A 25,487-nucleotide genomic window follows, 5' to 3' on the forward strand; every position below is an offset into this window, starting at 1 on the left:
GAACTAAAAATTAATATATAAACTAAATAAAACTCATAATAAAATACCAAACAATAAGCGTGATGAACGAAATTGGGATTCCAAAACCAATCATCATACTACTTAACCGGGGTTTTAAACCGTAGGTTGAAGCCAAAATACTTCCTGTAATCATAGGTGCCATAGCCATTTCCATAATTGTGACTTTAATTACTGAGGAATTTTGCTTTAGGATAAAAACATACAATACCAAAAATAATAGTGGTGTGATAATGAGCTTAAAAACTAATCCTAAGGTTAAAAACTTCCAATGTTTACTATTCTTTTCAAAACGAAGTTGCAACCCAACAGAAAGTAATGCAAGCGGCGTAACCAAACTACCTAACTTTTGAAATCCAATCTGGAGGTTTTCATCAAAATCATAATTAAAAACGTTCATAAGACAGGCTATAACAAAGGTGATGAAAGGCGGAAAAGTCAATATCTTCTTTGCAATTGCGAGTGAATTAGGACTTCCTTTAGAATAAAATGCCGCAACAAAAACACCCAATGTCGAAATTACCACAAATGATCCTGGCTGATCTACCAAAATTGCAGTTTCCAACCCTGATTTCCCATATAAAGCCTCTATTATAGGAAAACCAAGAAATGAGGTATTACTTAATCCTGCGGTGAGAATTAAGCATCCTATTAACTTATTTGACCAACCATACTTTTTACCTAATATAGAAAAAAGAAGAAATGCAACTATAAAAGCAATCCATGCCGCACCGATTGGAAATAACAATTCGGTACTCCATTTTATTTTTGGAATAAAATACAACGCCAAAGCTGGAAGACATAAATAAACTACAAATTTGTTTAACGTTTTGTAGATATGTACTGGGAAACCCTTGATATTTTGCAATATAAGCCCCGCACTAATAAAAACGAAAATTAAAATAAAGTTGCTCATCTTTGAAAAAAAACAAAAATAGCACTTAAAATCTTCTTAAATAGCTTAATTTTAAAGTAAATTATTTTGTCAGTTCAATATAAACCTATAAATTTGTAACATATTTTATTACAGTATGATTTCAGGTAAGTTTGCCATAACAACACATATTCTTACGTTACTCTCTAAATCCCCGAATGATTATTTATCATCGGAATACATTGCGGGTAGTATAAATTTGAATCCTGTTTTGGTACGAAAAGAAATTTCGAACCTGAAAAAAAATCATATTGTAGAAAGTAAGGAAGGTAAAAACGGAGGCACACGATTATTAAAACCTGCATCAGAAATCAGTTTACTTGATATTTTTAAAATGACTTTTGATACCGTAAATCTTGGTTACGCCAAGAATCAGCCCAATCCGGATTGTCCTGTTGGAAAAAAAATAAACGAAAATCTAGACTTATTATATGCTGATATCAACGAGAAAATAAATGCGCAATTAAGCACAATCACGTTAGAAAATTTTTCAAATCAGTTCTAATCTATTTTTTTACACCAAACTGTAACATTTTTTATTACTAATTAAATTATATATTATGAAAATCGCAATTATCGGAGCTACAGGTTTTGTAGGCTCAACTATCTTAAACGAATTAGCAAATCGCAATCATGAAATTACTGCAATAGCAAGAAATCCAAAAGATTCTGCTAACGTAAATTGGGTAAAAGCAGATATCTTAAACACAGCTGAATTAGCAACTATACTAAAAGGAAACGATGTTGTAATTAGCGCTTATAATGCAGGCTGGACAAACCCTAATCTTTATGATGATTTTATAGCTGGTTCAAAATCTATTCAGGAAGCCGTAAAACAATCGGGAGTAAAACGTTTTATCACGATTGGTGGAGCAGGAAGCTTATTTGTAGCTCCTAATTTGCAAGCTGTAGATACGCCAGATTTTCCAAAAGAATATCATGCAGGAGCATCAGCTGCAAGAGATTATTTGAATATACTTAAAGACGAAAAAGATTTGGATTGGGCATTTTTTAGTCCAGCTTTTGAAATGCATCCCGGAATTACAACAGGAAGAACTGCTAAATATCGTTTAGGATTAGACAATCCTGTTTTTGATGAAAATCAAAGAAGTATTTTATCTGTAGAAGATTTGGCAGTAGTAATTGCCGATGAAGCAGAAACTCCAAAACATCATCAGGTTCGTTTTACTGCAGCGTATTAATTTGCAGCTACAAAACAAATTCACAAAAAACAGTTTCGAAAGCACTTTTCTACTTTTGAAACTGTTTTTGTTTTGATTACTTTTACCTTTTAAAAAGCAAAGAGTTTGTCAGCACATAAAAAACAAAAAAGCAGTTTAAATGAAAAGCCTGGAATTTCGCAACCCGAAATTACCAGCGGAACTTCAATTGAGCAAATTCAGCGTTTTAGACGAATTCAACCTTCTGCACAAGAATTAGTTTCTGGTATTTTATCTGGAAACATTACTGCACTAAGCAGAGCAATTACTCTTATAGAAAGCACTAATCCGAGTCATTTGGCCAAAGCAAATGAAATAATTAATGCCTGTTTGCCTCATGCCAATCAATCGGTTCGAATAGGAATTACTGGTGTTCCCGGAGTTGGAAAAAGTACTTTTATTGAAGCCTTTGGCAAACAACTCACCGGATTAGGAAAAAAACTAGCCGTCTTGGCAGTTGATCCAAGTAGTTCTTTCTCTCACGGAAGTATCTTAGGTGATAAAACCCGAATGGAAGAATTGGTAAAAGACGAAAATGCCTTTATAAGACCTAGTGCATCGGGAGAAACTCTTGGTGGTGTTGCCCGCAAAACAAGGGAGGCAATTATACTTTGTGAAGCGGCTGGATTTGACACCATATTAATAGAAACCGTGGGCGTTGGACAAAGCGAAACGGCTGTTCATAGTATGGTCGATTTTTTCTTATTGCTAAAAATTGCTGGTGCCGGCGACGAACTACAAGGTATTAAAAGAGGTATTATGGAAATGGCTGATGCAATTGTCATAAATAAAGCTGATGGGGACAACATAAAAAAAGCCAGGCTTGCCAAAACTGAATTTAATAGGGCTTTGCATTTATTCCCAGCCAAAAAATCGGGATGGCAACCTACTGTAAACACTTGTAGCGCCATTACTCATGAAGGAATTCCTGAAGTATGGCAAACTATTCTTGATTATTTTGAAATGGCAAAAGCTAGTCTTTATTTTCAGGAAAAAAGAAAAGAACAAAACCAGTTCTGGATGATGGAAACAATTAATGAGCAATTAAAAACAAACTTCTACAATCACCCTGAAATCATAGCCGAACTTGATAAAAACAAAAAAGCAGTGCAAAATGATGAAATTTCACCTTTTGCAGCTGCTACTATTTTGTTGGAATTATATTTTTCTAAAAGCCGCTAAGGTTCTGAGATTCTAAGTTACTAGTAATTAAAGACTCAGAAACTTAGCTACTTAGTACCTTTTCCTCTTAGTTTATACTTATTCTCTTTATATAAATTCCCTGCGGTTACGACATGTGCCAAAGCATCTTTTGCAAGTTCTTCGTCTAGTTTAACAGGAACTAAAGTAGTGTCGTTTTTAATTTCAAACTGCAATGGTTTTAAATTTGGTTGCATGATTACTACCTTATTATCTACTCTAAATGCGTTGATATCGTTAAACTGCATAATCGACCTTCCTTTTACATCTGGTCCTATTTTAGTTAGATTTCTTCCTATCATCGGTGTTTCAAACTGTGAACCTATATAACTTAATAATGTAGGAGGAATATCAATCTGGCTAGCCAATTTATCATATGCTTTACCTTTAGGAACTCCTGGCCCCATGATTAAAGCTGGAATATGAAACTTGTTTATTGGCACTAAATTTTTTCCGTATGTTCTTGTGTTGTGATCTGCAATTACGATAAAAATAGTATTCTTAAAATACGCTTCTTTTTTAGCCATTTCAAAGAATTTTCCAATCGAAAAATCGGCATATTTCATTGCGTTATTAACCGTTGCAGCTTTCTTATCGTATGGTTTAATTCTTCCTTCCGGATACTCGAATGGCTCGTGATTAGAAGTAGAAAACATTAATGAGAAGAATGGTTTATCTCCTTTGGCTTTAAAGTAATTGTTTGCTTTTACAACCAAGTCTTCATCCGAATATCCCCAAGTTCCTTTAAATGCATATTTATGTCCATCGGAATCAAAATCTTCCTGATCTACAATATCCTGAAATCCATTTCCGTTAAAAAAGGAAGCCATATTATCAAAATTGGCCATTCCTCCATAAATAAAACTCGTCTCGTATCCTTTTCTTTTTAAAGCATCTGCCAAAGTAAAAAATCCTTGTTGTGAGTTTCCTAATTTCACTACACTTTCTGAAGGCGAAGGTAGGAATCCTGTAACAACAGCTTCGATTCCGCGTACGCTACGTGTACCTGTACAATATAAGTTCGTAAAAAGTAATCCTTCTTTTGAAAGTTTATCAAACTCTGGAGTTAATGGTTTACCGCCTAAAATCCCAACGTACTCTGCTCCCAGACTTTCTTGTAAAAATATAACCAAATTATAAGGTCTTTTTAAAAGTGTATCTGGGTTTTGAATATGAAGAAACGGAATTTCCGGATCGGTAAAATCAGCAGGATTTACTGTCATGTATTTTTTTACACGAGCAATTGCTTCTGCTTCTTCCATTTTTCCATACATCTTAGTATTTCCTTCATTCTTAATAGAATAAGCTGCAAAAGCAACTGTGTAAAATGAATTTAATCCTAAACAGTTTGTTAACTGATCTGTAGAAAAAACGGCATTACTTGCATTTATTGGTCGCTTTGAAGTAAGACTTGAACGTGCTCCAAAAAACAACAGAAAGGCTACAAATGGAAACGCAATTAATTTGATTTTATAATTGGCTGGATGTGTATGAAAGTATTTTTTCCCTTTTTTGAAAGCAAAATATATTACAACTCCTAAAATTAAAAAGGTTACGATTATAGAAACCAAATAACTTTTAAGAAGCATTCCTACTACTTCTCTCGGGTATATTAAATAATCTAAAAAGATTTTGTTCGGACGTGTATCGTATTGTTTTACAAAATCTGGCGTTGCTAATTCTACAAAAAGAATCAGAAACAGGAATAGGAAACTATAAAATACCAGAAATTTGTTTGTGAATTTGATGCAGTTATTAGGCAAAAAAGTCACTAATAATGCTGGTAGAAATGACATATAGCAAAGCAATATCAAATCCATTCGCAAACCTATCGGGAATATGTACCAATAATCCTGAGTCTCAACTACTCGCTCCTTAAATAAAAAAAATAAAAATATTCGACTTAATGTAGTTATCAGTAATCCAATTGCTATAAAATTAAATATAGGTTTTAAAAAAGCGAATTTTTTCATTTAATAAGGAATTTCTAAAGTGTTGAAAAAAATATTTTAAATTAAATTGTGAGCGTTTATTCTTCGTAACGTTTTATTTCACGATCATAAAACTCATTGGCAAGAACAATTAATCCTTCCATTTCGGCATTCAATTCGCCTTCATCAAGATCTTCTGCTTCTTCCATAAATTCAACCTCATCATCTTTTAAATTGATGATAAACCTTGGGTAATCAAGATGTATAATGAAGATATCTTCTGGAAAATCAGTATTGTCGCCGAGTAAAAATTTAGGTAATTCCATTTTTATTTTAGATTTTATGTGTCAAATTTAAGAATTTGAAACTGAATTATTGATTAATTTTTTTGTGAGGTAATGAAAACGAATATACAAAAATATAGCTGCTGCTGTTAGTCCGGCCAAAAGACCTATCCAAACTCCTTCTGCTTTTAACTCTGTGTATTCGGCTAAATAGTATGAAATAGGAAATCCTATAATCCAATAAGCTACAAATGTAATATACATAGGTACTTTTACATCTTGTAATCCGCGTAAAGCGCCTAAAACAACAACCTGAATTCCGTCAGAAATTTGGAAAACTGCTGCTATTAAAAGTAATTTTGATGCAATACTTATTACTTCGTTATTGTCTAAAAGTTGTCCTCCGTTTTCCATATTCAAAAAGATATGTGGTAAGAAATCGTGGAAAGCTATAAATAGAATCGCAAAAACAGTTTCGATTATAATTGCAAGTAAAAAGATGGAACGTGCTACTACAACTAGGTTTTTAAAATCATTTAATCCTCGCTGATTACTAACTCTAATCATCGAAGTAACGCTTAATCCCATGGCAAACATAAAAGTCATTGAGGCCAAACTTAACGCAATTTGGTTTGCTGCCTGACTAGTTTTACCAATATTACCACAAAGCCAGATTGATGCTGTAAACAACACTACTTCAAAAAGCATTTGCATCGCTGAAGGAAATCCTATGCTTATAATTTTTTTAATAGTTTCTTTTTTGATTTCTGAAAAGCTAAAATTCTGAAAATGATGCTTTAATTCTTCTCTCCTAGATATCATAATATGCATGAACATTACTAAGAATATCCTTGAAATTACTGTTCCTAGTGCTGCTCCAACAATTCCCATTTTAGGAAAAATCCAGATACCATATATCAATAGATAATTTATACCTACGTGTAGTACATTTGCCATAACCATAGCATACATAGAATATTTTGTAAGCGAAAGTCCATCAGCAAATTGCTTATATCCCTGATACATGATTAGAGGAATCAATGAAAAAGCTACCCAATCAAGATACGGTTTTGCAAGTGCAATTACATCGGCTGGTTGCTCTAGTAATTCCATTATTGGCTTTGCCAAAACAATTACTCCAAAAAGCATTAATCCTAGAATAGTACACAAGAATAATCCGTGATGAAATGCGTTGCGAATTTTTTTATCATTCTTCTCTGCATCGCCTTCGGCAACTATAGGAGTAATTGCTGTCGAAAATCCGATTCCTAATGACATTGCAATAAAAATCATACTGTTTCCTAATGAAACGGCTGCCAGTTCTGTGCTTCCTAGTTTTCCAACCATAATATTATCGACAATACCTATAAGGGTATGCCCTACCATTCCTAGTATTATGGGGTATGCTAATTTTAAATTATAAGAAAATTCTTTTGTATATTGAGAAAAGTTCACTCTATATTTTTTTAAGTCTGCAAAGATAATTAGAACCTTTCAATTCTTTCCCTATTATTCAATTTATAACCCTATTTATTATTCATTTTATCAGGAACCTCAATATTATATAATAAAAGCTAATAATTATATAACATGCTCCTTGTACCCAAAATATACTTTTACATCATTAATAAACTAAAACATCTGATACTATGAAAAAGGGATTCAACTTAAAAATGCTATTAATTGCAGTTTTTGCAATTATATACACATCTGCAACGGCACAAAGCACCGAAATAAAAAACTATGACCAAGGTTTCCGTTTAGGTTTTGGTTTAAATGGTGGTATTCCAACAAATAAAGTATATAGCTGGTCGTTGGGTGGAGATGTTAGGTTACAGTATGATTTGTCTATGAAAACATCATTAACCTTAACAACAGGTTTTACTAATTTGTTTGTTAACAAACAGGATCTAAAAGACATAGGATTCATTCCTGCAAAAGCTGGTTTTAAAGCCTTTGTTTGGGAAGATCAATTTTATGTATTAGGAGAAGTTGGTGCTGGTTTTGCAGTGACAAACGGAAACAATGACACCACTTTTTTATGGGCTCCAGGAATTGGGTATGCTAATAAATATGTTGACATAAGTGTGCGATATGAAGATTACACAAAATTTAATACCAATCAGGTTGCATTGCGATTGGCATACGGGTTTAGATTGTAAACCAAAATATAAAACATTAATAAGAAGCCTTTCGAAAGAGAGGCTTTTTTAGTTATATACAATTTGATATGAGTAATATTTTACCATTGGTCAACAGATAATACCCATTAGTCAAACGTTTTTTTAGAATTGGAGTGGAACATGGTACTTCGTGGAAAATTTAATTTAAATCATGAAAAAATCTGTTTTTTACCTATCACTACTGTTCTTATTTCTATTGATTTCCGTTTCGGTAAGAGCACAATCTGGCATATCTGGAGAAGCCAAAATTGATTACGTTCCGTTTTCTAATTACGTTCGACCAATAGACAGTTCTAAAACTGACGCACAGAGCAATTTTAAAAGAGCTCAAATTATTCTGGAGATTCCCATTTCTTTAAAAATGGACAAATATAATAACCCAAGATTATGGTCGATTGGGGTTCAGGGAGCTTATGCTAAAATGGAAAATAAAAATTATGACATCCCTTCTCTCCCAGAAGCATTACCAAATGGGTTTCCTACAGAGATTTTAAATGCACAAATCGGAGTCAAGCACTTACGATCAATTTCTCAATCATGGTCTTTATTAGCAATGGCTTCGGTAGGTATTTATACCGATATGGAAGAAATTAATAAAGATGATGTGTTGATTCAAGGAGGTGTTCTTTTCATTAAACAATTCAATCCAAATTTAGCACTTGGTTTAGGGCCTGTCCTTACTAATAGTTTTGGTGTTCCGATGGTACTTCCTGGAATTTATTTTAATTGGGAATCACGTGGTGCTTTTCACTTTAAAGTTAATTTCCCAGAAGGACTGGAATTAGGCTACCGAATGAATGACAATTTTGACCTAAAAGCTGTTTTGGAGTTAGGCGGAATGACAGCAGAAACCAACGTAGGCGGCAAATCGATATTATTGGGATATCAACAAATTATTGCTGGTATAAAACCTCAAATAAAACTGGGCAAGCACTGGATATTTGAACCTACTGTGGGATCAACTCTCGTTCGTTCGTTCTCGACTAATAACCGAAAAATAAAAGATATATTTAAGGAAAAAGATTTAGCCGACCCAAGATTTACCACCACTTTCTACGGAGCAGTAGCTCTTAAATGGAAATTTTAGAACTATCTACTTAACAAATTCTTATATACTACCTCTTTCAATAATGCTTCGCGGCGTGTTCTTGAAATAGGTAGTTCTTGTCCTTTTATAAACAAACGTCCACCAGAAACAGAATCGATGTGGGTAATGTTTACCAAAAAAGATTTATGAATCCTAAAGAAAATTTCTGTTAGAAGTGTTTCTTCTAATGAAATCATGGTTTGATGAATTACAAGAACCTTATCTTTAAAGTGAAGCTTAGCATAATTTTGCATTCCTTCTATATATAAAATATCTACCCAGGAAATCTTTTGGAATCCTTCTTCCTGGCGTACATAAAGAAATGGATCTAGTTGTGATTGTTTAGGAGAACCAATCATTTGATGCCATTGTTTCGCTTTTAGAGAAGCTTGATAAAACCGCTGGAATGCTATAGGTTTTAGCAAATAATCGACCACTTGTAAACGGTATCCATCCAGAGCATGCTCCGAATAAGCTGTGGTAAAAATAACCAACGGCGGATTGTCCAAAGACTCCAAGAATTCTAATCCTGAGAGATAAGGCATATTAATATCCAAAAACAACAAGTCTACCTGTTTTTCCTGAATGTACGAAGTGGCCTCTAGTGCCGAAGCACAAGTACCTATTACTTCCAGAAAATCTATCTTAGAAATAAAATCTACAATTCCATTTCTAGCTATAGGCTCATCATCGATTACAAGGCATTTCATGGTCATATCTTATATTTTTTTATTTTAAAATTAGGTACGTGGACTAAATAGCCGAAAATTAACCGCAGAGTTTGCAAAGATTTACGCAAAGTTCACAAAGCTTATCTGTAATCTTGCCAGATAATCTGAATCACTTGATGATAATTTGCACGCAGATTTTGCAGATTAAGCAGATTTACCACTTATACAGCTTGCAAAATCCTTTCAATCCTTTTAATCTGTGGCAGAAAATTAACCGCAGAGTTCTTTCAACACAAAGCTTTGCTCCCGAAGCCTCGGGATTGCGTTTTTATAAAACCATCAGTATGCAAAACTTTGCGCCCTTTGCGGTAAAAACCTACTTGATGTTTATTACTTTAAATCCAAAACAACCTCAACTGTAAAATCCGAATCGGTTTTATTTATTTTTAATTCATGCCGATTTGGGTATTGTATTGCCAGTCTTTTACGTACGTTTTCAAGTCCCAATCCCTGACTTTGGGATGGAATTTTATATTGCTCTGTATAGGAGTTTTCTATTTTAAAAACCAACTGCTTATTCACTTGTTCGCAAGATAAATGCACATATCCTTTTTGGTTTGGCAATCTCGAAACGTGTTTAAAAGCATTTTCTATTAAAGGAACCAAAAGCAATGGTACAATTTGTAGCTGTCCGTCTTCGATATTCCAATTAGTCTTTACATCTAGCTCATCTCCCCATCGGGTTTTTTCGACCGAAACCAAATCTTTTAGATACTTGATTTCGAGATATAACGCAACATATTCTTTATTACATTCATACAATTGATATCGTAAAATATCCGAAAACTGAATCAACAAATCCGAAGCTAATTTTACATTGCTTTGCATTAAAATATGAATGTGATTAAGCACATTAAACATTAGGTGCGGATTAATTTGATCTTGTAAAATCTTTATCTGTGCCTCCAAATGCACTTGCTGCAATTGCGCATGATTTCTTTCGATCTCATTATGTTCCTGATAAAATCGAAGCCCGCAAGCAGTACCACAAATCAAAATTGCAGCGGGAATGCTTCCACAAAACCGAGCCCACAAAAACTGAAAAGTAGTCATATTAGCTTCTTCGGGAAATGCTCGGTTACGTGCATGCGAATCTGAGAAAATAGCATAAATCACAGCCAGGCAAAGTGACAATAGCAGCACCACAACAAAAGCCTGTACTGCAAATAGTGCCATTTTGTTTTTACGTAATGCCTTAGGAAGCATCACATCACTAAGAAAATGCGCCAAAACAATAGAGCTTAATAATATTAAAGCTGATTGGCGTATAGCCTCCATTGTACCATAATCGGCTATCAGTTGCGCACAAATAGTTGTACCGAGTATAAACCAGAAAAAGATTAAAAATATCCAGTGGAATTGATCTTTATTTTTTGTTTTCATCTAAAAAAGAAATAAGAGAAAATTAGCATTCAAAAGTAACTCGATATTTCTAAAAAGAGCAGCAAAGTACCGAAAAGATTCTTTGCTGCTGCTTCTGAGTTAACTATAAAAAGAGGTTATAAAATAAAATATCCGATACTTACATTAAAGGAACTTACTTTGGAGTCAAAGTCTTTGCTTATATTATTTAAGCCGCCTTGATAAGTAAAATCAAGTGTAAACTTCCACATCTCTACTCCTGCTCCAACCTGATATCCGATATTCGACTTATCAAATTTCTTGTATGAATCTTTCAGTTGGTTTAATGATGCAATATTATCATCGATAACATAAGAGTAAACTCCTCCTCCAAAAACTCTCACATTAAGAGCGTCAAGATTTACTACTTTATAACCAATAACCAAGGGAACCTCAATACTTTTCCATTTTACATTTCGTGACCCCATTAAAGAAGTCTCAATTTTAGAAGATTTCTCACTATATAAGATTTCATTTTGAATATAAAACCTTCCTATATCAAATCGTGCCATTGCACCACCAAAATAACCTGATGCATATTTAGAACTAAAGCCATCCGAAACTGGCAATTCTGAATAATTTGCTCCACCTTTTATCCCAATATGAATCGGTAGCGGAGATTGAGCATTTGCTTTGCTAGAAATTAAACCTAATAAGAAAAGAGTAGTCAACAATACTAATTTGTAAATTTTCATGATAATAGTTTTTATTAATTTGATGCAAAGGAGCATAAACTATAATCCCTATTAAAATTAGTTTGATGAACGGCATTACTCTTTTGACCAACGGACAGAAAACATTTTTTTAACCACAAATTGCACAAATTAACACAAATTGTTTTTTCTCTAGCTCCATCTCATCTATCCACCCAGCAGCTTGCTTCTTGCTTCTTGCTTCTTCTAATCTATCATCTTACTTCTTACTCACCAAATACCTCTCATCCGTCAACGTCTTCATAAAGGCAATTAATTGTTTCTTTTCTTTTTCGGTTAAATTTAGTTTGTCTTCGGGTAACGTTTGGTTAGGAAGGTCAAATCCTAAACCTATACCACCACCATCATTATAAAAATCGACAACCTCTTCGAGTGTATTATAAACCCCATTATGCATATAAGGAGCTGTAAGTTCTATGTTTCTTATTGTAGGTGTCTTAAACGAAAACTTATGAATGGCTGCTTGCGTTAATACAAACTTCCCTAAATCACCATCAAGCGTTTTATTTTTATTTGGTACCCCCAATACTTCACTTTCTGACTTGTCAAAATTTGGAGGAACTGTTCCATTTGTAAGCGGAATAAAATGACACGTAGCGCATTTGGCTTTGCCAGCAAATAAATTAAAACCTGCTTTTTCATCTGCTGTAAATATTGTTTTATTTTGCATATACTTATCAAACTTAGAATCGTAATGACTCAAAGAACGAATGTAAGATCCTAAAGCATTTTTTATTTCAAATTCATTTATTTCACCTTTCGGGAATGCCTTTTTAAACTCCTTTACATAGTTTGGATTTTTCTTAATCGCCAATGCAGATTTCTCTAAAGAACCATGCATTTCGTTTTCATTTTTTATAACAGCAACTGCCTGATCTTCTAGATACCCCACTCGGGAATCAGAGAAAAACACACGCTGAAAAGCAATATTAGCCAGTGTTGGTGTATTACGCTGAATCATCGATTTTCCGTCTAGCGAAACTGCTCGTTCCAAACCATCTGTAAATGCTTTCTCTTCATGATGACACGAAGCACAAGAACGCGTATTGTTTCCGGATAAAATTGGGTCGTTAAATAACTTTTTTCCTAATGCTATTTTTTCTGGTGTTGTTTTATAATCTGGAAAACCCGAAAATGCTTCCGCATCAAATGCGTCCTTATCAAATATAGTTTGTGCCGTTGGTTTTAAACCTCTAGATTCAGTCATAAACGGAATCCCTAGTTCTGTTTGAGTTTTATAAAGTCCTCTGCTCAACGGATTCGTAATTTCTCTGATAAAAAAAGCACGATCAAAAGCATTGAAATTAGTATTTGCTTTTAAGTATTTCTTTCCTTTTTCAAAAATATCAAGCACTTCTTTGGCATTCGAAACCTTCTTATCCTCTATAAAAACGCGATAATATTTTTCGATAGTTTCTAAAGATACCAATGCTTCGGGAATGGAGTTGAAAACAACAGGTGAATCAAATCCTGTAATTCCCAAAGTAATAATGCGATACACTTGCAATCGCATAGCATCAAAAACATGTGCATCGGTTAATTCATTTGTGCTCGAAACTTTTTCTAAACGAGTTAAATTGGCCGCAAGAACTCCCAGTTCCTGAACCAACTCTTTTTTGCTTTCTGCATTATATTTAGGAAAAACTAACTCTTCGATAACCTGAAATCCTTCGGGTGGAACTGTAATTTTATCATTTTCTTCAAACTCACTTATAGCAGGTCCGTTAATCGCTTTAGAAACCGTTGGCGAATAATATTCACTTATCATTTCAACTTTCTTATAGCTTTGGTGTGCTTCTAGAAACTGCCTCTGGATTTGTGCTTCGGTCGAATCCGATTGAACCGAATATTTAAGCTTGGCAACTTTTTGAATCAATAAAGTAATATCTGCTTTAAACAATTCATTTACTTCCTGATGTTTGTTTTTTTTCTGACAAGCAACAAATGCTATTACAAACAACAAACAATATATTTTTTTCATGATTTAATACCGATTAAAAGAGGAATATTCAGAAAAACAGAAACCACTACCTCAATATGAAGTAGTGGATAGCTGTTTTATAATTACTTAAAAAAATTATCTCGCTAAACCTTTAAGTACTAAGATTTGACTTGCTTGTTTTTCGTTAGGACGATTTGTTCCACCATCAACACCTTTGTATTTATCGCCAGTCCAAGTATGTGGCTGTACACTCAACATAAAAGTATCTTCGATACCAACTTGCTCCGAAATATCGATTAAAGCACCATACTCCCAATCTCCAAATTGAGACATTCCGCCTACGTTATATTTAGCAGCATCAGCTTGCGTACGACGGTGATCTAACTCAACTACAACTTTTAAATCTTTAGTTGCAATGTTGTATTGATAAATGTAAGCATCATGAGTTTCGTCTCCGTAACCATTAGCATCTTCCTGAACGTAAACAAAGTTTTTAGTTACACAAATGTTATCAGGGTTTTGAAATTTACCAGCAATTCCAGTACGGTTATCACCATCAAGAACAACCTCAAGAGTACCTTTTAATGGATCAGCAGCATCAAGATTTAATCTATAAACTCTACCATATTTAGTTCTAGATGCATCAGCATTAGTTCCTGTAGTATTTTGTCCAGTTACGTTAAAATACAATTCACGATCAGCAGTACCACCACCTTTACGGTAATCTAAATCCTCAACACGACCAAATTTAATCGCTTTTAATGTATTTACAGATGCATTAATTTGAGCACCAGTAAGTGTAGTATGATTATCAATTTTCACAAAAGAAACAGGATATGATTTACTAACCTCCATATCTTTCTCTCTTTGGTTATCATCATTTCTTTTTAACATGTATAAAGAACCTCCAGATAATTCACCCACAGTATTCGATACATACATAAAAACCTGACCTCCGTAAGTTCCAGAGTCATCATCGCCAATTACAACAACCGTTTTACCTTTGTAAGCAGATGAACGTAAAGGCAAAGCATTTTCAGCACTTAAACGACCAAAACCTACCAATTCTTTAGATACTGAAGCTGAACCTACACTTCCGTTAGGATCCAATGCATGTGTACGAGATTCCTCTCCAGACTCTCCACAAGTTAAATAAACAGGACCAAAACCATGCTCAGCTGGCGTAGCCATTGTAGCGCCACATAATCTCCAAGTTCCTCCGCTAGAGTTTAACAAATATTCTCCTTTAGTAGGTTTAAAAGTTTTGTCAAGAGTAATTCTAGAAACTGCAAAATTGTCTTCGTTGTTTACTAAAAAAGTAAAAGTTCCATCGGTATTTTTTAACAAACCAGAACCATCAGCAGAACCTCCAAAAACAAATTTTGGACTATCTGGAAAAACATCATCAGAACCAAAAAGAGAATAGATTTTTAAGTTTTCAAAACCTGCCTTAGCTTTTAACAAACTTGGCGTAACCGATTGGTCTTTTAATACAACACTATTTGTTGCTACTTCCTCTTGATCTTTAGAATCGTTGTTACATGATGTAATCAATGAGCCTAGAATAATTAGGGGTAAAATAATTCTTTTCATTTTAGTTTTAAGTTGGTTTATATTTTTTTGGCAAAGTAAGCCCCCACTCTTTAACTTAAAATGATTTAGATATTATCAAAAAAACAATAGTTCTACCAAAACACCGCAATAAACTTAAAATTAATTAACATTAAATTAGTAATACAAAACATTCATAAACTTACAGTAACATCAAACCAAAAAAAAGAGCCTTATTTCTAAGACTCGTTTTCTAATTGTTGTTTATAAATTCTGCTGTTTTCCTTGAGAATCTTCATACTGCTTTTTATAAATTCGATTAATACTATCCATTTCTCTTATTTCTTCAAAATAACGAGGATCGCTAGTTCTAGTAATATAATTCCAAATAAGATTTAAGTCTTTCATTAATTTATATCTAACATAAATTTCTCCTTTTTTAACCATATAATCTTGACCTGAACGGTCTATAACATACTTTATATTTTTATAATAATCTTTAGGTACTTCATTTGGTTCTGCAATTTTATATAGGTCAGTTTCAAAAGTTATTATTTGGCGTGTATATTCTTTTGTAACTACAGGGTAAAGTTTTACAAATCTATTTTCCCAATAATAGAAAGCAGAGATTAAGAATAGTATAATACCTAATATTATAATATATTTATTTTTCATTTTTCATAATGCGAATCTTCATACTACTTTTCATTAATTCGATTAATACTATCTTCTTTTCTTTTCATCTTAAGCCAATCTGGGTTGTTCGTTTTAGTTGTGTGATTCCAAATCATTTCTAAATCATTCATGTCCTTATTTCGAATAAAAACAACTCCATCTTTTATCACATAATCTACGAACTCATGATCTAAAACAAATTTTATATTCTTGTAAAAATTCGGCGGAGTTTCATTTCGCTCTGCAATTCTATAAAAATCATTTTGAAAAATTATTATAGGATGTGGTTCATCTTTTGAAAGTACAGGACGTAGTTCTACATACCTATTTTCCCAATAATAATAAACAGAAAATAAAACAATTAAAGTAGTTAACGCTATGTATATCTTTTTTTTCATTTTTTCTATTTTAAACTAAATTTTGAAATTCCATGTTGAAAAGTTTTATAAAAACTTTGCTCCCATTGACTTCTCATATCAAACGGTTTTGCATCACAGTATTTTTCTACCAACAAAGCATCCGAGTCCCTAACATTTCCAAAGCTTGGAATATAGGCATTTGCCCCTTCATGCCAATCGTATCTATCCCACCAAAGATGAATTATTGTCCCTGAGAAAATAATAATATTTTTTTTCTTTACAATCGTAAAATTACATCTCGAAGTTATCGTACTTGTACCACACATATAAAACAACTCACCAAAAATCCCTCCTGTAAATTGCTTGTCAAAATGAGTACTATATTTAGTTTCATCTTCTTCTAAATTTTTTAATAACGATTCAATTTTAGCTTCAAAACGCTCAATATTTTCTTCTTCCGCAGCAATAACCTCTCTCTGTTTTCTAAGCCAATTAAAATTGATGTTTTTTGTAAATCCTGAACCGTCTAACCACCATTGCAAACAATCGGCTGCCATATTAAAATTTCTTGCTCTAGATTTTTCAATCATTTTAATATAATTTGCTTTAAGCATCAAGGCTTTCTCTCTTTCGTTCAGTTGCAAATATATGTTTCTTGCCTTTAAACTCCCTGCTTCGCCCCAAAAAGGATCTCCAAAGAGGTTCGTATATTCATAAGGTTTTAAATCGCTTTTTATTCCAAATCCAAAAGTGCTTGTATCCATGATGTTTAATTATTGTAGCTTTTTTACTATTTTAACCAAACATAAGAAAAATTACACAAAATAAGAACTAATAAGAATCTGTTTTCGGTTTTTACAGCAAACCAAATTAGTCAACTTTAACCATCAAACCAAAAAAAAGAGCCTTATTTCTAAGACTCGTTTTCTAATTGTTGTTTATACATTTTAATGTTATCCTTGATACTATCTGGCAATTCAGGTTCCTTAATGTCAGCATGTTTTTGCATTACTTCCCAAATAATTCTGGCTACAATATAACGTGCCATTTCTTTATCATCTGCAGGAACAATATACCATGGAGCATCTTTGGTAGAAGTTTTATTTATTGCTTCCTCATAATATTGCTGATATTCATCCCAATGACCACGTTCCTTTAAATCCGATACCGAGAATTTCCAATTATGCTTTTCTTTCTCCAATCTGCGCAATAACCTTTGGCGTTGTTCCTCTTTACTTAAGTGCAAATAAAACTTCAGAACAATAGTTCCGTTTTGGGTAATATGCTTCTCAAAATTATTAATTTGTTCAATCCTGTCCTTCCAGAAATCTTCCGGAATATCCTCTACCTTCTCAATTCCAGGCAAATTCTCATTTAATATAAATTCAGGATGTACGCGTGTTACCAAAATATTCTCGTAATGCGTACGGTTAAAAATTGCATACTTCCCTTTTTCAGGCAAAGCAAGATAATGTCTCCATAAATAGTCATGTTCCAACTCAGCCGAAGTAGGTGTTTTAAAACTATGAACCACAACACCACGCGGATTAAATTCCTTAAAAACCTCACGAATCAAACTATCCTTCCCCGAAGTATCCATTCCTTGTAAACAAATCAAAACGCCGTACCTATTATGTGCATACATCACATCTTGTAGTTTACTCAATTTGGCCTGAACCTTATCCAGCTTCACTTCCTTCTCTTTCTCATCGGCATCTATATCCAACAAAGTCGGGATTTTTGATAATTTTATTTTATCAACAACTTTAAAATTTTTCGGGTCAATTGATTTCATAATTCCTCGTTTTAATTAAAGTAAATATACTATTTTTGGTCAGCTTTTTCCCGCTTTGCATTACAATACTTTTCAGTAAATTGCTTTTTTCTAAAAAGTAACAGGAGCTTCCGCTGGTCGCTCTGTTCCTTCAAGAAAAAACAACAATTTCCTCTCAAAGTATTTTCATTACAATCGGGGCTGGATATTGATTTTCAAAAGACTTTCCTCAAACCGAAGAATATAACATGATCCAAAGAATTTTCGTTTTCAGTATTTTATTTATAACAATAATTGCAAATGCACAAACCGATAAAGAATATGACATAGATCAATTAACTTCTGATTTCATTAAAGATCTCCAATCAAAGAAAATTGATACAATCTGCGTTTATGAAAATTATTGTGTTGGATGTGAACTAACTTACGATACATCTAAAATATTTGGCGAAGAAACTTGCACAGATGAACTAAAATATCAACCTGCATATGTTTTCTGGAAAGAAAAAGGAATAACATTTTTAACAAAAATAAATACCTGTTTCCAATATTCCGGAAGCATTGTCTCAAAAAATAATTTTTGGGATATTTATTTTTCAAACAAAGATCTAATCCAAAAAGAAGTTATAAAACCATTTGAATATAAAATTTTATCTAATAAAAATAAACAAACATCAACTTTGAAAACTTCCCATTCATGTTTTCAAGTTTTCAAAATGATGAACAAAAATGGCACGACTATAAAAGTTTTCGACCATTTTAAACTAAAAAAAATAAACGATACTTTCTCAAACAAAACATTATACAACATAAACTATGAACATAACATCAATTTAAAAAGTAAATTAATCATTGACATTCTTGAAAAAACAACTTCAGAAGCAGAAAAAAATAATATATTTAAAAAGACAAAGTCAAGATAGATAAAGACTTCAAAAACAACAATCATTAAACCATTCCATAAATAATGAAAAAAACAATTACTATACTTTTTCTTTTATTTATAAATCAGATATTCAGTCAGAAGGAAAACGAATATTCTACTGAAAAGGTCTATAGCGAAATTTATAGTAAATGTTTCAAAAACTTACAGCCTATCAAAGAAATTGAAAACTTTCCTTCTTTACAAAACATTCCTATTTGTGCCTTATTTGAATGTGTCGCTCTAGTTGAATATACAAGAAATGAAAAAGATATTCAAGAAGCAATTTTCAGGAGAGCAGTTGAAATTGCTGGCTTACTTTATAACGAAAAAACTCCAGTATATCTCACAAGCGGAATGGATAGTTCTTATAAAGCTAAAATGGATAATCAAGATGTAACCGATGATAATAATTTAATTTATATAAGTATCGCTGAATGTAATTCATCTGACTCTTTACGGAAAATCAAACAAATTGTCAATCAAGAAACTTCAAGACTAATAAATAAAGACAAAATCAAAAGTCAAAAGACGAAGTAAATTAAAAATATATTTTCAAAAACAACAATCATGGAAAAATTCACACTCGAAATCCTATTCCAAATCATCGGGATCGGTTCAGCATCAGGACTTATATATCAAGACAATTCATTATATATCATTGGCGATAATAGTGGTTATTTATACGAATACAACATCGATAATTCTGATTTAAAAAAACATGAGATAATTACAAATCCAACCGAAAATATTGTAAAAAATCTAAAGCCCGATTTTGAGTCCATCACACATCATAACGATACCTTGTATATTTTTGGTTCAGGCTCAACCGACCAAAGAAATAAAATGGTCGAATTTGATGTAAAATCAAAAACCAAAATCACTACAAACAACTTAACCGATTTTTATGCCGTAATGCAAAACTTCTCAGGAATAAAACCCGAAGATTTTAATCTGGAAGGCTCTATTTTTGATGGAGAAAACTGGTACTTATTCAATCGTGGAAACGGAAAAACCAATAAAAACTCCATATTTACCATACACGCCAAAAGTCTGGGAGATGAATTCAGTCTTATATCTGTAGATTATAAACTACCTAAAATAAAAGGAGTTCGCAGCAGTTTTACCGATGCCATACTTGTAGATAATAAAATTTACTTTTTGGCTACAGCCGAAGATACAGAATCAACTTATGCCGATGGAGAGATATTAGGTAGTTTTATTGGTAGAATCGATTTAAAAACCATGAAAATCGACTACACAAAAAAAATTAGTGCAACCAATAAATTTGAAGGACTAACACTTTATAAAAAATCGAACAATACAATCGAGTTTTTACTTTGCGAAGACAATGATACTGAGCTTTTAGAAACTAAAATTTACAAATTAACTTTACCCTTGTAATTTAAGACTCAAAGTAACAAATATTCTCAGATTTCAAGAAAGTCGTTTTGGAACTTTGACACCCGAGCGATAGCGAACAGACGAAGTAAAGAGTTGCTAACTTAAATTGTCTATAAAGGGACGCGGATGATACGGATTTACAAAAGTAAAGCCACAGATTAAAACTGATTTAAAAATAATCAAAAATAAAATCCGTTTTAATCCGCGTTTTCGCCTTAGCGAATCCGCATAATCCGCGTTCCTTTCGCAAAGAGTTAGATAGAATTAAATAAATCATGAAAATTTGTACCAAACGATATTGAATTGAACAAGCGAAGAAAATTCGTAGCTAAAAATATTTATCAAAATACCAATCTATTAAGTTCTACTCTTATATTCCCGAGAGTATTTTAAAAAATGAAACAAACCTATAAAAACTTACTTATCTTCTTACTCTTTTTTAGCACTCCTATTTATGCACAAAACCAAGAATGTATTATTTATTTTAAAGAAGGAGATTCTATTGAAGGTTTTGCTTCACTAAAATTCAATAAAATAAAATTTAAAATCTCTCCCGACGATAAACCTGATACATGGGATTATGAACACATTAAAAAAATCACGTTCCTTGGTTTTGAAATAAATAGAACCTTTGAATATGTGACATTAAACTCACTAGACAAACCTAAACTAGTAGAGACTATTACAAAAGGGGAAGCTACTTTATATAAAAAATTAGGTTCGGATTACAGTCTTTTTGATCAAATATCAAATCCGCATGATAAACTACAATCTCGTAGCACAAACATTAATGGACAATATTCTCAAGCAAGAGACGTCCCCGAATTTTTTTATGTTAAAAAAGAAAAAGATAAATATCCAACTTGTCTAAATTGCGGAGTTATCAATTCCTGGAGAAGAAACACTTCTAAATTTTTCGCAGATTGTGATTTTATCGTTAAAAAATTAAAAGGAGATAAATGGCTTTTTACTGATATTGAAGAAATCGTTAATTTTTACAATGATATTTGTTTAGGTGAATAAACAATACAATATCTCCAAATTATATTAAAAAAATAATTTATCCATATAGAACTGAAATTATTAAAATAACAAAATCCGAAATTAATACTAAAATTATATTTCATAAAACTAAAATTTACAAATTAACCCTAAACAATTAAAATGAACCCTCTTTTAAATCAAAACCTTTTTCTAGTAAAAGAACACGTCGGAATGTTCAAAGCTGCTAATAACTATGACATTTACAATCCCGAAAACAATGAACTAATAATGAATTGCCGAGAAAAAAATCTAGGCTTTTTTACCAAAGTATTACGTTTTACCGATTTTAAAAGAGCAACTCCTTTCGACATCGAAATTGCAACTCCAACTGGAGAAAAAATAATCAATGTAAAACGCGGTGTAGCAATTTTTCGTTCTACAGTAGAAATTTTCGACGAAAAAGAACGCCTAATCGGAACATTCAAACAAAAATTACTTTCTATTGGAGGAAAATTTGAAATTTTAGACAAAAACGAAAGACCTGTTTGTACACTACAAGGAAAATGGACAGGTTGGGATTTTAAATTTACCAAAGACACAAAAATGCTTGGGCAAGTAAATAAAAAATGGGCTGGAATTGGGAAAGAATTCTTCACTAGTGCCGATAATTATGTACTACAAATAGAAGATTCAGTAGCACAAGACGATAGCGTAAGGCAACTTATTCTTGCTGCAGTAATGTGTATCGATATGGTATTAAAAGAATAAAAATCAAAGCCAAATATAGTAAGTCACGAATCTCCATTAAAAAGAAATTCGTGACTTTTTTTTATTATTTGTTATTTTGATATCCTTCCCTATTCTTCTGTTCAGTCAAAATCTTTTCCAGAAAAGGCGTTGTTTGTTTTTCTATCTCTTCTTTCGAAATCTCCAAAGCCAGCGGATCTTTAACTAATTGTAACCAAGGTTTCTTTCCGTCAAAATCATAAGACCCAAAAACAATTACAGGAGTTCCCTTAACCTTTACATTCTCTTCATCAGCCAATACCCATTGATCAGCCCAATCATAAAGATAACGAGCATCTTTTTCCTGAAGTCTCAAGCAAGAATGTGATGCCGGATATCCTGGCAAAGCATATTGATGAAAACCAACACCTTTTTTGTTTTCTATATTAAAATTCCAGCGCAACTCCCACTCATCGTTAAAAGTACTAGTCGTTTTTTCGGCTTTCCAATTGGTATAAAAAAGTCCCGTTGGAGTTGGGTCTTTTTTTCTTCCCATATTAGTTTGTCCAGTATAAACTAATTGTCCTTTCTCATAGGCAGCAAATGTTTGCGATGGATACGAAAAGAATATTATCTTATCAATATCTCTCAAATAAGGAACAGTCAACGGAAACGGAAGATAATTCTCGATTTTTTCATTTAAATCTGATGGAACAATAATAGAATCCATTTTAGCAAAATTTGCTTTGTCAGTACGATTAATAGCTGCAAGATTACCTAATTGTGCATCATTTGCTGTATTAGCCTTCAACCAATCTTTTCTATTCTCGATATGATAAGAAATTGCTGTTGCCTTTTTTCGTATTTCTATTTCTTTAATCTCTGGACTCTCCTTTTTTTTACATGAGAAGGACAGAATTGCTATAGTTAAAATAAGAAGTATCTTTTTCATAATAAATGTGTTTACTACAAATTTGGCTTATTAAATAGAGAAAAGCATTACATAATTTTCCCCATATGTTTCTTTATTTAAAGATACCAATAAAAGAAAAAACGAAAACGTAATAGTATTTTAAAAAACAAAAATGCAGTTAATTTTATATTAAGAATCCCTATTAAAAGCCACTTCCAAAGTTGAAAATAAGTATTTTTGTATGACAAACGATTCAAACAAATTGTACTTTATCGTACATTAAAATAACTAATATGAGTAATCTAAAAAATAAAAATGCCCTAATTACAGGTGCAGGAAAAGGAATAGGAAAAGCTGTTGCTATTGCATTAGCAAAAGAAGGAGTAAATGTGATTTTATTGGCTAGAACTCAAGCTGATATTGATCAGGTTGCTACCGAAATAAATGCTCTTGGAGTAAAATCATTAGCAATAACTGCAGATGTATCCGACATTAACTCTGTAAATAAAGCGGTAGAAAAAGCAATAGCCGAGTTTAAAAACATCGATATTTTAATTAATAATGCAGGAATTGCTGCTTTTGGTAATTTCTTAGAATTAGAGCCAGCAGCTTGGGAAAGAATCATTCAGGTAAACCTAATGGGTACCTATTATGTTACTCGTGCCGTTTTACCAAATATGATTGAAAACCAAACAGGAGACATCATCAATATCTCGTCGACTGCAGGATTAAACGGAAATGCATTAACAAGTGCTTATAGCGCGTCTAAATTTGCTGTTCTTGGACTAACAGATTCTTTAATGCAAGAAATGAGAAAACATAATATCCGAGTTACTGCTTTAACCCCAAGTACTGTAGCTACCGATATGGCAAAAGACTTAAAGCTAACAGATGGTAATCCTGAAAAAGTAATGCAATCTGAAGATATCGCAGAACTAATCATTGCTCAACTTAAATTAAACCGTAGAGTTTTCATTAAAAACAGCAGTATTTGGTCTACAAATCCTTAATTAAAGCTAACTATTATATATAACAAAACCCCTTGCAAAAGGGGTTTTGTTATTTTATAAAATTTCTATTTTCGTTTATATAAATTTCGACTCCGCTCAATTAGACAAATAAGTTACAATTCATACTTCTAGAATCTCGTAAGTCTTGCCTCTTGCTTCTCCTCAGTCTTTTCTCTCTTTTAAGCTTCTGCTAATTTATTTACAAACTCTAATCGTACACTACCATCTTCATCAATCGTAGTCAGATTTATTTCATGTAACGTATTTACTAATTCAGGATTCCAAGGCGTTTTTACTTTTACGTAATTCTCAGTAAATCCATGAATGTATCCTTCTTTGTTTTCACTTTCAAAAAGCACCGTTTTATTAGCTCCTAATTGACTTTCGTAAAAAGCACGACGTTTTTTGACAGATAATCCACGTAACATTTTGCTACGTTTTGAGCGCACATTTGCAGGAACAACTCCAGCCATATTTACAGCCTCAGTATTATCACGTTCAGAATAAGTAAAAACGTGTAAATAAGATATATCCATTTCGTTTAAGAAATGATAAGTCTCAAGGAAATGCTCATCTGTTTCTCCAGGAAACCCAACAATTACATCGACACCTATACAAGCATGCGGCATAACTTCACGAATTTTGTTCACTCGTTCCGTATATACTTCACGAAGGTAACGACGCTTCATTAACTTCAGGATATCATTACTTCCCGATTGCAACGGAATATGAAAATGAGGAACAAAAGTTCTACTTTTAGATACAAATTCAATCGTTTCATTCTTAAGTAAATTTGGTTCAATCGAAGAGATTCTCAAACGCTCAATTCCTTCTACTTTATCCAAAGCCTGAACTAAATCCAGAAAAGTATGTTCGTGTTTTTTATTTCCGAATTCACCTTTTCCGTAATCACCAATATTAACTCCAGTCAGAACAATTTCTTTGATATTTTGTGATGATATTTCTTTGGCATTTTGCAATACGTTTTCCAAAGCATCACTACGAGAAATTCCTCTTGCAAGTGGGATTGTGCAATAAGTACATTTGTAATCGCAACCATCTTGTACTTTTAAGAAAGCACGGGTTCTATCACCAATCGAGTAACTTCCTACATAAAAATCAGCTTCAGATATTTCGCAAGAATGCACTTCGCCCATATCGTTTTTACTCAAATCATTAATATAATCCGTGATTTTAAACTTCTCAGTTGCCCCTAGAACCAAATCAACACCATCTACCGATGCTAATTCTTCGGGTTTAAGCTGCGCATAACAACCTACAGCAGCAACAAACGCTTTATCGTTAAGTTTCATCGCCTTTTTTACAACCTGCTTAAACTGCTTATCGGCATTATCAGTAACCGAACAGGTGTTGATTACATATATATCAGCAACATCTTCAAAATCGACACGATCGAAACCTTCATCTTGAAAATTTCTAGCAATTGTAGATGTTTCTGAAAAATTCAGTTTACATCCAAGCGTATAAAAAGCAACTTTTTTTCTATTTTCCATGGCAATAAACT

Annotated in this window: 26 protein-coding genes; 11 read left to right on the top strand and 15 right to left on the bottom strand. The window is 32.6% G+C overall.

The features are described from left to right. Window positions 1-22: 22 nt before the first annotated feature. Window positions 23-934 carry an AEC family transporter gene (locus ACJ6WR_RS04920; protein WP_409417218.1) on the bottom strand — a complete coding sequence of 304 codons (912 nt, stop codon included), beginning with the start codon at window positions 932-934 and terminating at the stop codon, window positions 23-25. A gap of 115 nt (window positions 935-1,049) precedes the next feature. Between ACJ6WR_RS04920 and ACJ6WR_RS04925 the strand changes: the two genes are divergently transcribed. The 3 genes from ACJ6WR_RS04925 (at window position 1,050) to meaB (ending at window position 3,354) form a co-directional block, all read left to right on the top strand. Then, window positions 1,050-1,457: an Rrf2 family transcriptional regulator gene (locus ACJ6WR_RS04925; RefSeq protein ID WP_039111258.1), complete on the top strand. Its 408-nt coding sequence runs from the start codon at window positions 1,050-1,052 to the stop codon at window positions 1,455-1,457. A gap of 55 nt (window positions 1,458-1,512) precedes the next feature. Then, window positions 1,513-2,154: an NAD(P)-dependent oxidoreductase gene (locus tag ACJ6WR_RS04930; RefSeq protein ID WP_409417219.1), complete on the top strand. Its 642-nt coding sequence runs from the start codon at window positions 1,513-1,515 to the stop codon at window positions 2,152-2,154. Window positions 2,155-2,259: 105 nt separating this feature from the next. Further along, window positions 2,260-3,354 (top strand): methylmalonyl Co-A mutase-associated GTPase MeaB, encoded by a 1,095-nt coding sequence (gene meaB, locus ACJ6WR_RS04935; RefSeq protein WP_409417220.1) that lies wholly within the window; start codon window positions 2,260-2,262, stop codon window positions 3,352-3,354. A gap of 47 nt (window positions 3,355-3,401) precedes the next feature. On the opposite strand, the gene ACJ6WR_RS04940 is transcribed toward meaB, so the two are convergent. From ACJ6WR_RS04940 to ACJ6WR_RS04950, 3 genes are read right to left on the bottom strand one after another with little or no spacing between them, the layout of a single operon-like run. Then, a complete protein-coding gene (locus tag ACJ6WR_RS04940) occupies window positions 3,402-5,345 on the bottom strand; it encodes an LTA synthase family protein (protein WP_409417221.1) in 1,944 nt (647 codons plus the stop codon). 56 nt (window positions 5,346-5,401) lie between these two features. Continuing rightward, the gene (locus tag ACJ6WR_RS04945) at window positions 5,402-5,629 is read right to left on the bottom strand and encodes a hypothetical protein (RefSeq protein WP_039111261.1); all 228 of its coding nucleotides are present in this window, start codon (window positions 5,627-5,629) and stop codon (window positions 5,402-5,404) included. 27 nt (window positions 5,630-5,656) lie between these two features. Then, window positions 5,657-7,042 carry an MATE family efflux transporter gene (locus tag ACJ6WR_RS04950; RefSeq protein ID WP_039111263.1) on the bottom strand — a complete coding sequence of 462 codons (1,386 nt, stop codon included), beginning with the start codon at window positions 7,040-7,042 and terminating at the stop codon, window positions 5,657-5,659. Window positions 7,043-7,236: 194 nt separating this feature from the next. Here ACJ6WR_RS04950 and ACJ6WR_RS04955 point away from each other — a divergent pair, with 194 nt between their 5' ends. Continuing rightward, complete coding sequence (locus ACJ6WR_RS04955; protein ID WP_323488919.1) at window positions 7,237-7,749, top strand: hypothetical protein; 513 nt, start codon at window positions 7,237-7,239, stop codon at window positions 7,747-7,749. A 172-nt stretch (window positions 7,750-7,921) separates the two neighbouring features. Further along, on the top strand, window positions 7,922-8,857 hold the full coding sequence (locus ACJ6WR_RS04960; protein ID WP_409417222.1) for a DUF6268 family outer membrane beta-barrel protein: 936 nt from the start codon (window positions 7,922-7,924) through the stop codon (window positions 8,855-8,857). Between the two features lie 2 nt (window positions 8,858-8,859). Here ACJ6WR_RS04960 and ACJ6WR_RS04965 read toward each other — a convergent pair whose 3' ends face one another. The 9 genes from ACJ6WR_RS04965 to ACJ6WR_RS05005 form a co-directional block, all read right to left on the bottom strand. Next, window positions 8,860-9,573, bottom strand: coding sequence for a LytR/AlgR family response regulator transcription factor (locus tag ACJ6WR_RS04965; protein ID WP_409417223.1), 714 nt, complete (start codon window positions 9,571-9,573; stop codon window positions 8,860-8,862). Between the two features lie 345 nt (window positions 9,574-9,918). After that, window positions 9,919-10,971 carry a sensor histidine kinase gene (locus ACJ6WR_RS04970; protein ID WP_409417224.1) on the bottom strand — a complete coding sequence of 351 codons (1,053 nt, stop codon included), beginning with the start codon at window positions 10,969-10,971 and terminating at the stop codon, window positions 9,919-9,921. Window positions 10,972-11,087: 116 nt separating this feature from the next. Further along, a complete protein-coding gene (locus ACJ6WR_RS04975) occupies window positions 11,088-11,684 on the bottom strand; it encodes a porin family protein (RefSeq protein WP_409417225.1) in 597 nt (198 codons plus the stop codon). Between the two features lie 217 nt (window positions 11,685-11,901). Then, window positions 11,902-13,683 carry a cytochrome-c peroxidase gene (locus tag ACJ6WR_RS04980; protein ID WP_409417226.1) on the bottom strand — a complete coding sequence of 594 codons (1,782 nt, stop codon included), beginning with the start codon at window positions 13,681-13,683 and terminating at the stop codon, window positions 11,902-11,904. A 96-nt stretch (window positions 13,684-13,779) separates the two neighbouring features. Next, window positions 13,780-15,237, bottom strand: a complete 1,458-nt coding sequence (locus ACJ6WR_RS04985) for a hypothetical protein (protein ID WP_409417227.1) — start codon at window positions 15,235-15,237, stop codon at window positions 13,780-13,782. A gap of 222 nt (window positions 15,238-15,459) precedes the next feature. Further along, on the bottom strand, window positions 15,460-15,870 hold the full coding sequence (locus ACJ6WR_RS04990; RefSeq protein ID WP_409417228.1) for a hypothetical protein: 411 nt from the start codon (window positions 15,868-15,870) through the stop codon (window positions 15,460-15,462). 23 nt (window positions 15,871-15,893) lie between these two features. Beyond that, the gene (locus tag ACJ6WR_RS04995; RefSeq protein ID WP_409417229.1) at window positions 15,894-16,268 is read right to left on the bottom strand and encodes a hypothetical protein; all 375 of its coding nucleotides are present in this window, start codon (window positions 16,266-16,268) and stop codon (window positions 15,894-15,896) included. 5 nt (window positions 16,269-16,273) lie between these two features. Further along, entirely contained in the window at window positions 16,274-16,993 is a 720-nt protein-coding gene (locus ACJ6WR_RS05000; RefSeq protein WP_409417230.1) for a hypothetical protein, read from the bottom strand. A 149-nt stretch (window positions 16,994-17,142) separates the two neighbouring features. Continuing rightward, window positions 17,143-18,024 (bottom strand): PPK2 family polyphosphate kinase, encoded by an 882-nt coding sequence (locus ACJ6WR_RS05005; RefSeq protein ID WP_409417231.1) that lies wholly within the window; start codon window positions 18,022-18,024, stop codon window positions 17,143-17,145. Window positions 18,025-18,251: 227 nt separating this feature from the next. Here ACJ6WR_RS05005 and ACJ6WR_RS05010 point away from each other — a divergent pair, with 227 nt between their 5' ends. From ACJ6WR_RS05010 to ACJ6WR_RS05030, 5 genes are all read left to right on the top strand, one after another. Next, complete coding sequence (locus tag ACJ6WR_RS05010; protein WP_409417232.1) at window positions 18,252-18,926, top strand: hypothetical protein; 675 nt, start codon at window positions 18,252-18,254, stop codon at window positions 18,924-18,926. A 44-nt stretch (window positions 18,927-18,970) separates the two neighbouring features. Further along, complete coding sequence (locus ACJ6WR_RS05015; protein WP_409417233.1) at window positions 18,971-19,465, top strand: hypothetical protein; 495 nt, start codon at window positions 18,971-18,973, stop codon at window positions 19,463-19,465. Window positions 19,466-19,495: 30 nt separating this feature from the next. After that, on the top strand, window positions 19,496-20,329 hold the full coding sequence (locus tag ACJ6WR_RS05020; protein ID WP_409417234.1) for a DUF6929 family protein: 834 nt from the start codon (window positions 19,496-19,498) through the stop codon (window positions 20,327-20,329). A 396-nt stretch (window positions 20,330-20,725) separates the two neighbouring features. Next, entirely contained in the window at window positions 20,726-21,352 is a 627-nt protein-coding gene (locus tag ACJ6WR_RS05025; protein WP_409417235.1) for a hypothetical protein, read from the top strand. Window positions 21,353-21,493: 141 nt separating this feature from the next. Further along, a complete protein-coding gene (locus ACJ6WR_RS05030; RefSeq protein WP_039111280.1) occupies window positions 21,494-22,081 on the top strand; it encodes a phospholipid scramblase-related protein in 588 nt (195 codons plus the stop codon). A 64-nt stretch (window positions 22,082-22,145) separates the two neighbouring features. Here ACJ6WR_RS05030 and ACJ6WR_RS05035 read toward each other — a convergent pair whose 3' ends face one another. Further along, on the bottom strand, window positions 22,146-22,991 hold the full coding sequence (locus ACJ6WR_RS05035; RefSeq protein WP_409417236.1) for a L,D-transpeptidase: 846 nt from the start codon (window positions 22,989-22,991) through the stop codon (window positions 22,146-22,148). A gap of 254 nt (window positions 22,992-23,245) precedes the next feature. Between ACJ6WR_RS05035 and ACJ6WR_RS05040 the strand changes: the two genes are divergently transcribed. Then, window positions 23,246-23,962 carry a 3-ketoacyl-ACP reductase gene (locus ACJ6WR_RS05040; RefSeq protein ID WP_039117663.1) on the top strand — a complete coding sequence of 239 codons (717 nt, stop codon included), beginning with the start codon at window positions 23,246-23,248 and terminating at the stop codon, window positions 23,960-23,962. A 179-nt stretch (window positions 23,963-24,141) separates the two neighbouring features. On the opposite strand, the gene mtaB is transcribed toward ACJ6WR_RS05040, so the two are convergent. Further along, window positions 24,142-25,476 (bottom strand): tRNA (N(6)-L-threonylcarbamoyladenosine(37)-C(2))-methylthiotransferase MtaB, encoded by a 1,335-nt coding sequence (mtaB, locus tag ACJ6WR_RS05045; RefSeq protein WP_039111284.1) that lies wholly within the window; start codon window positions 25,474-25,476, stop codon window positions 24,142-24,144. Window positions 25,477-25,487 lie beyond the last annotated feature (11 nt).

Source organism: Flavobacterium sp. PS2, assembly GCF_046250155.1.
Lineage (GTDB): Bacteria > Bacteroidota > Bacteroidia > Flavobacteriales > Flavobacteriaceae > Flavobacterium.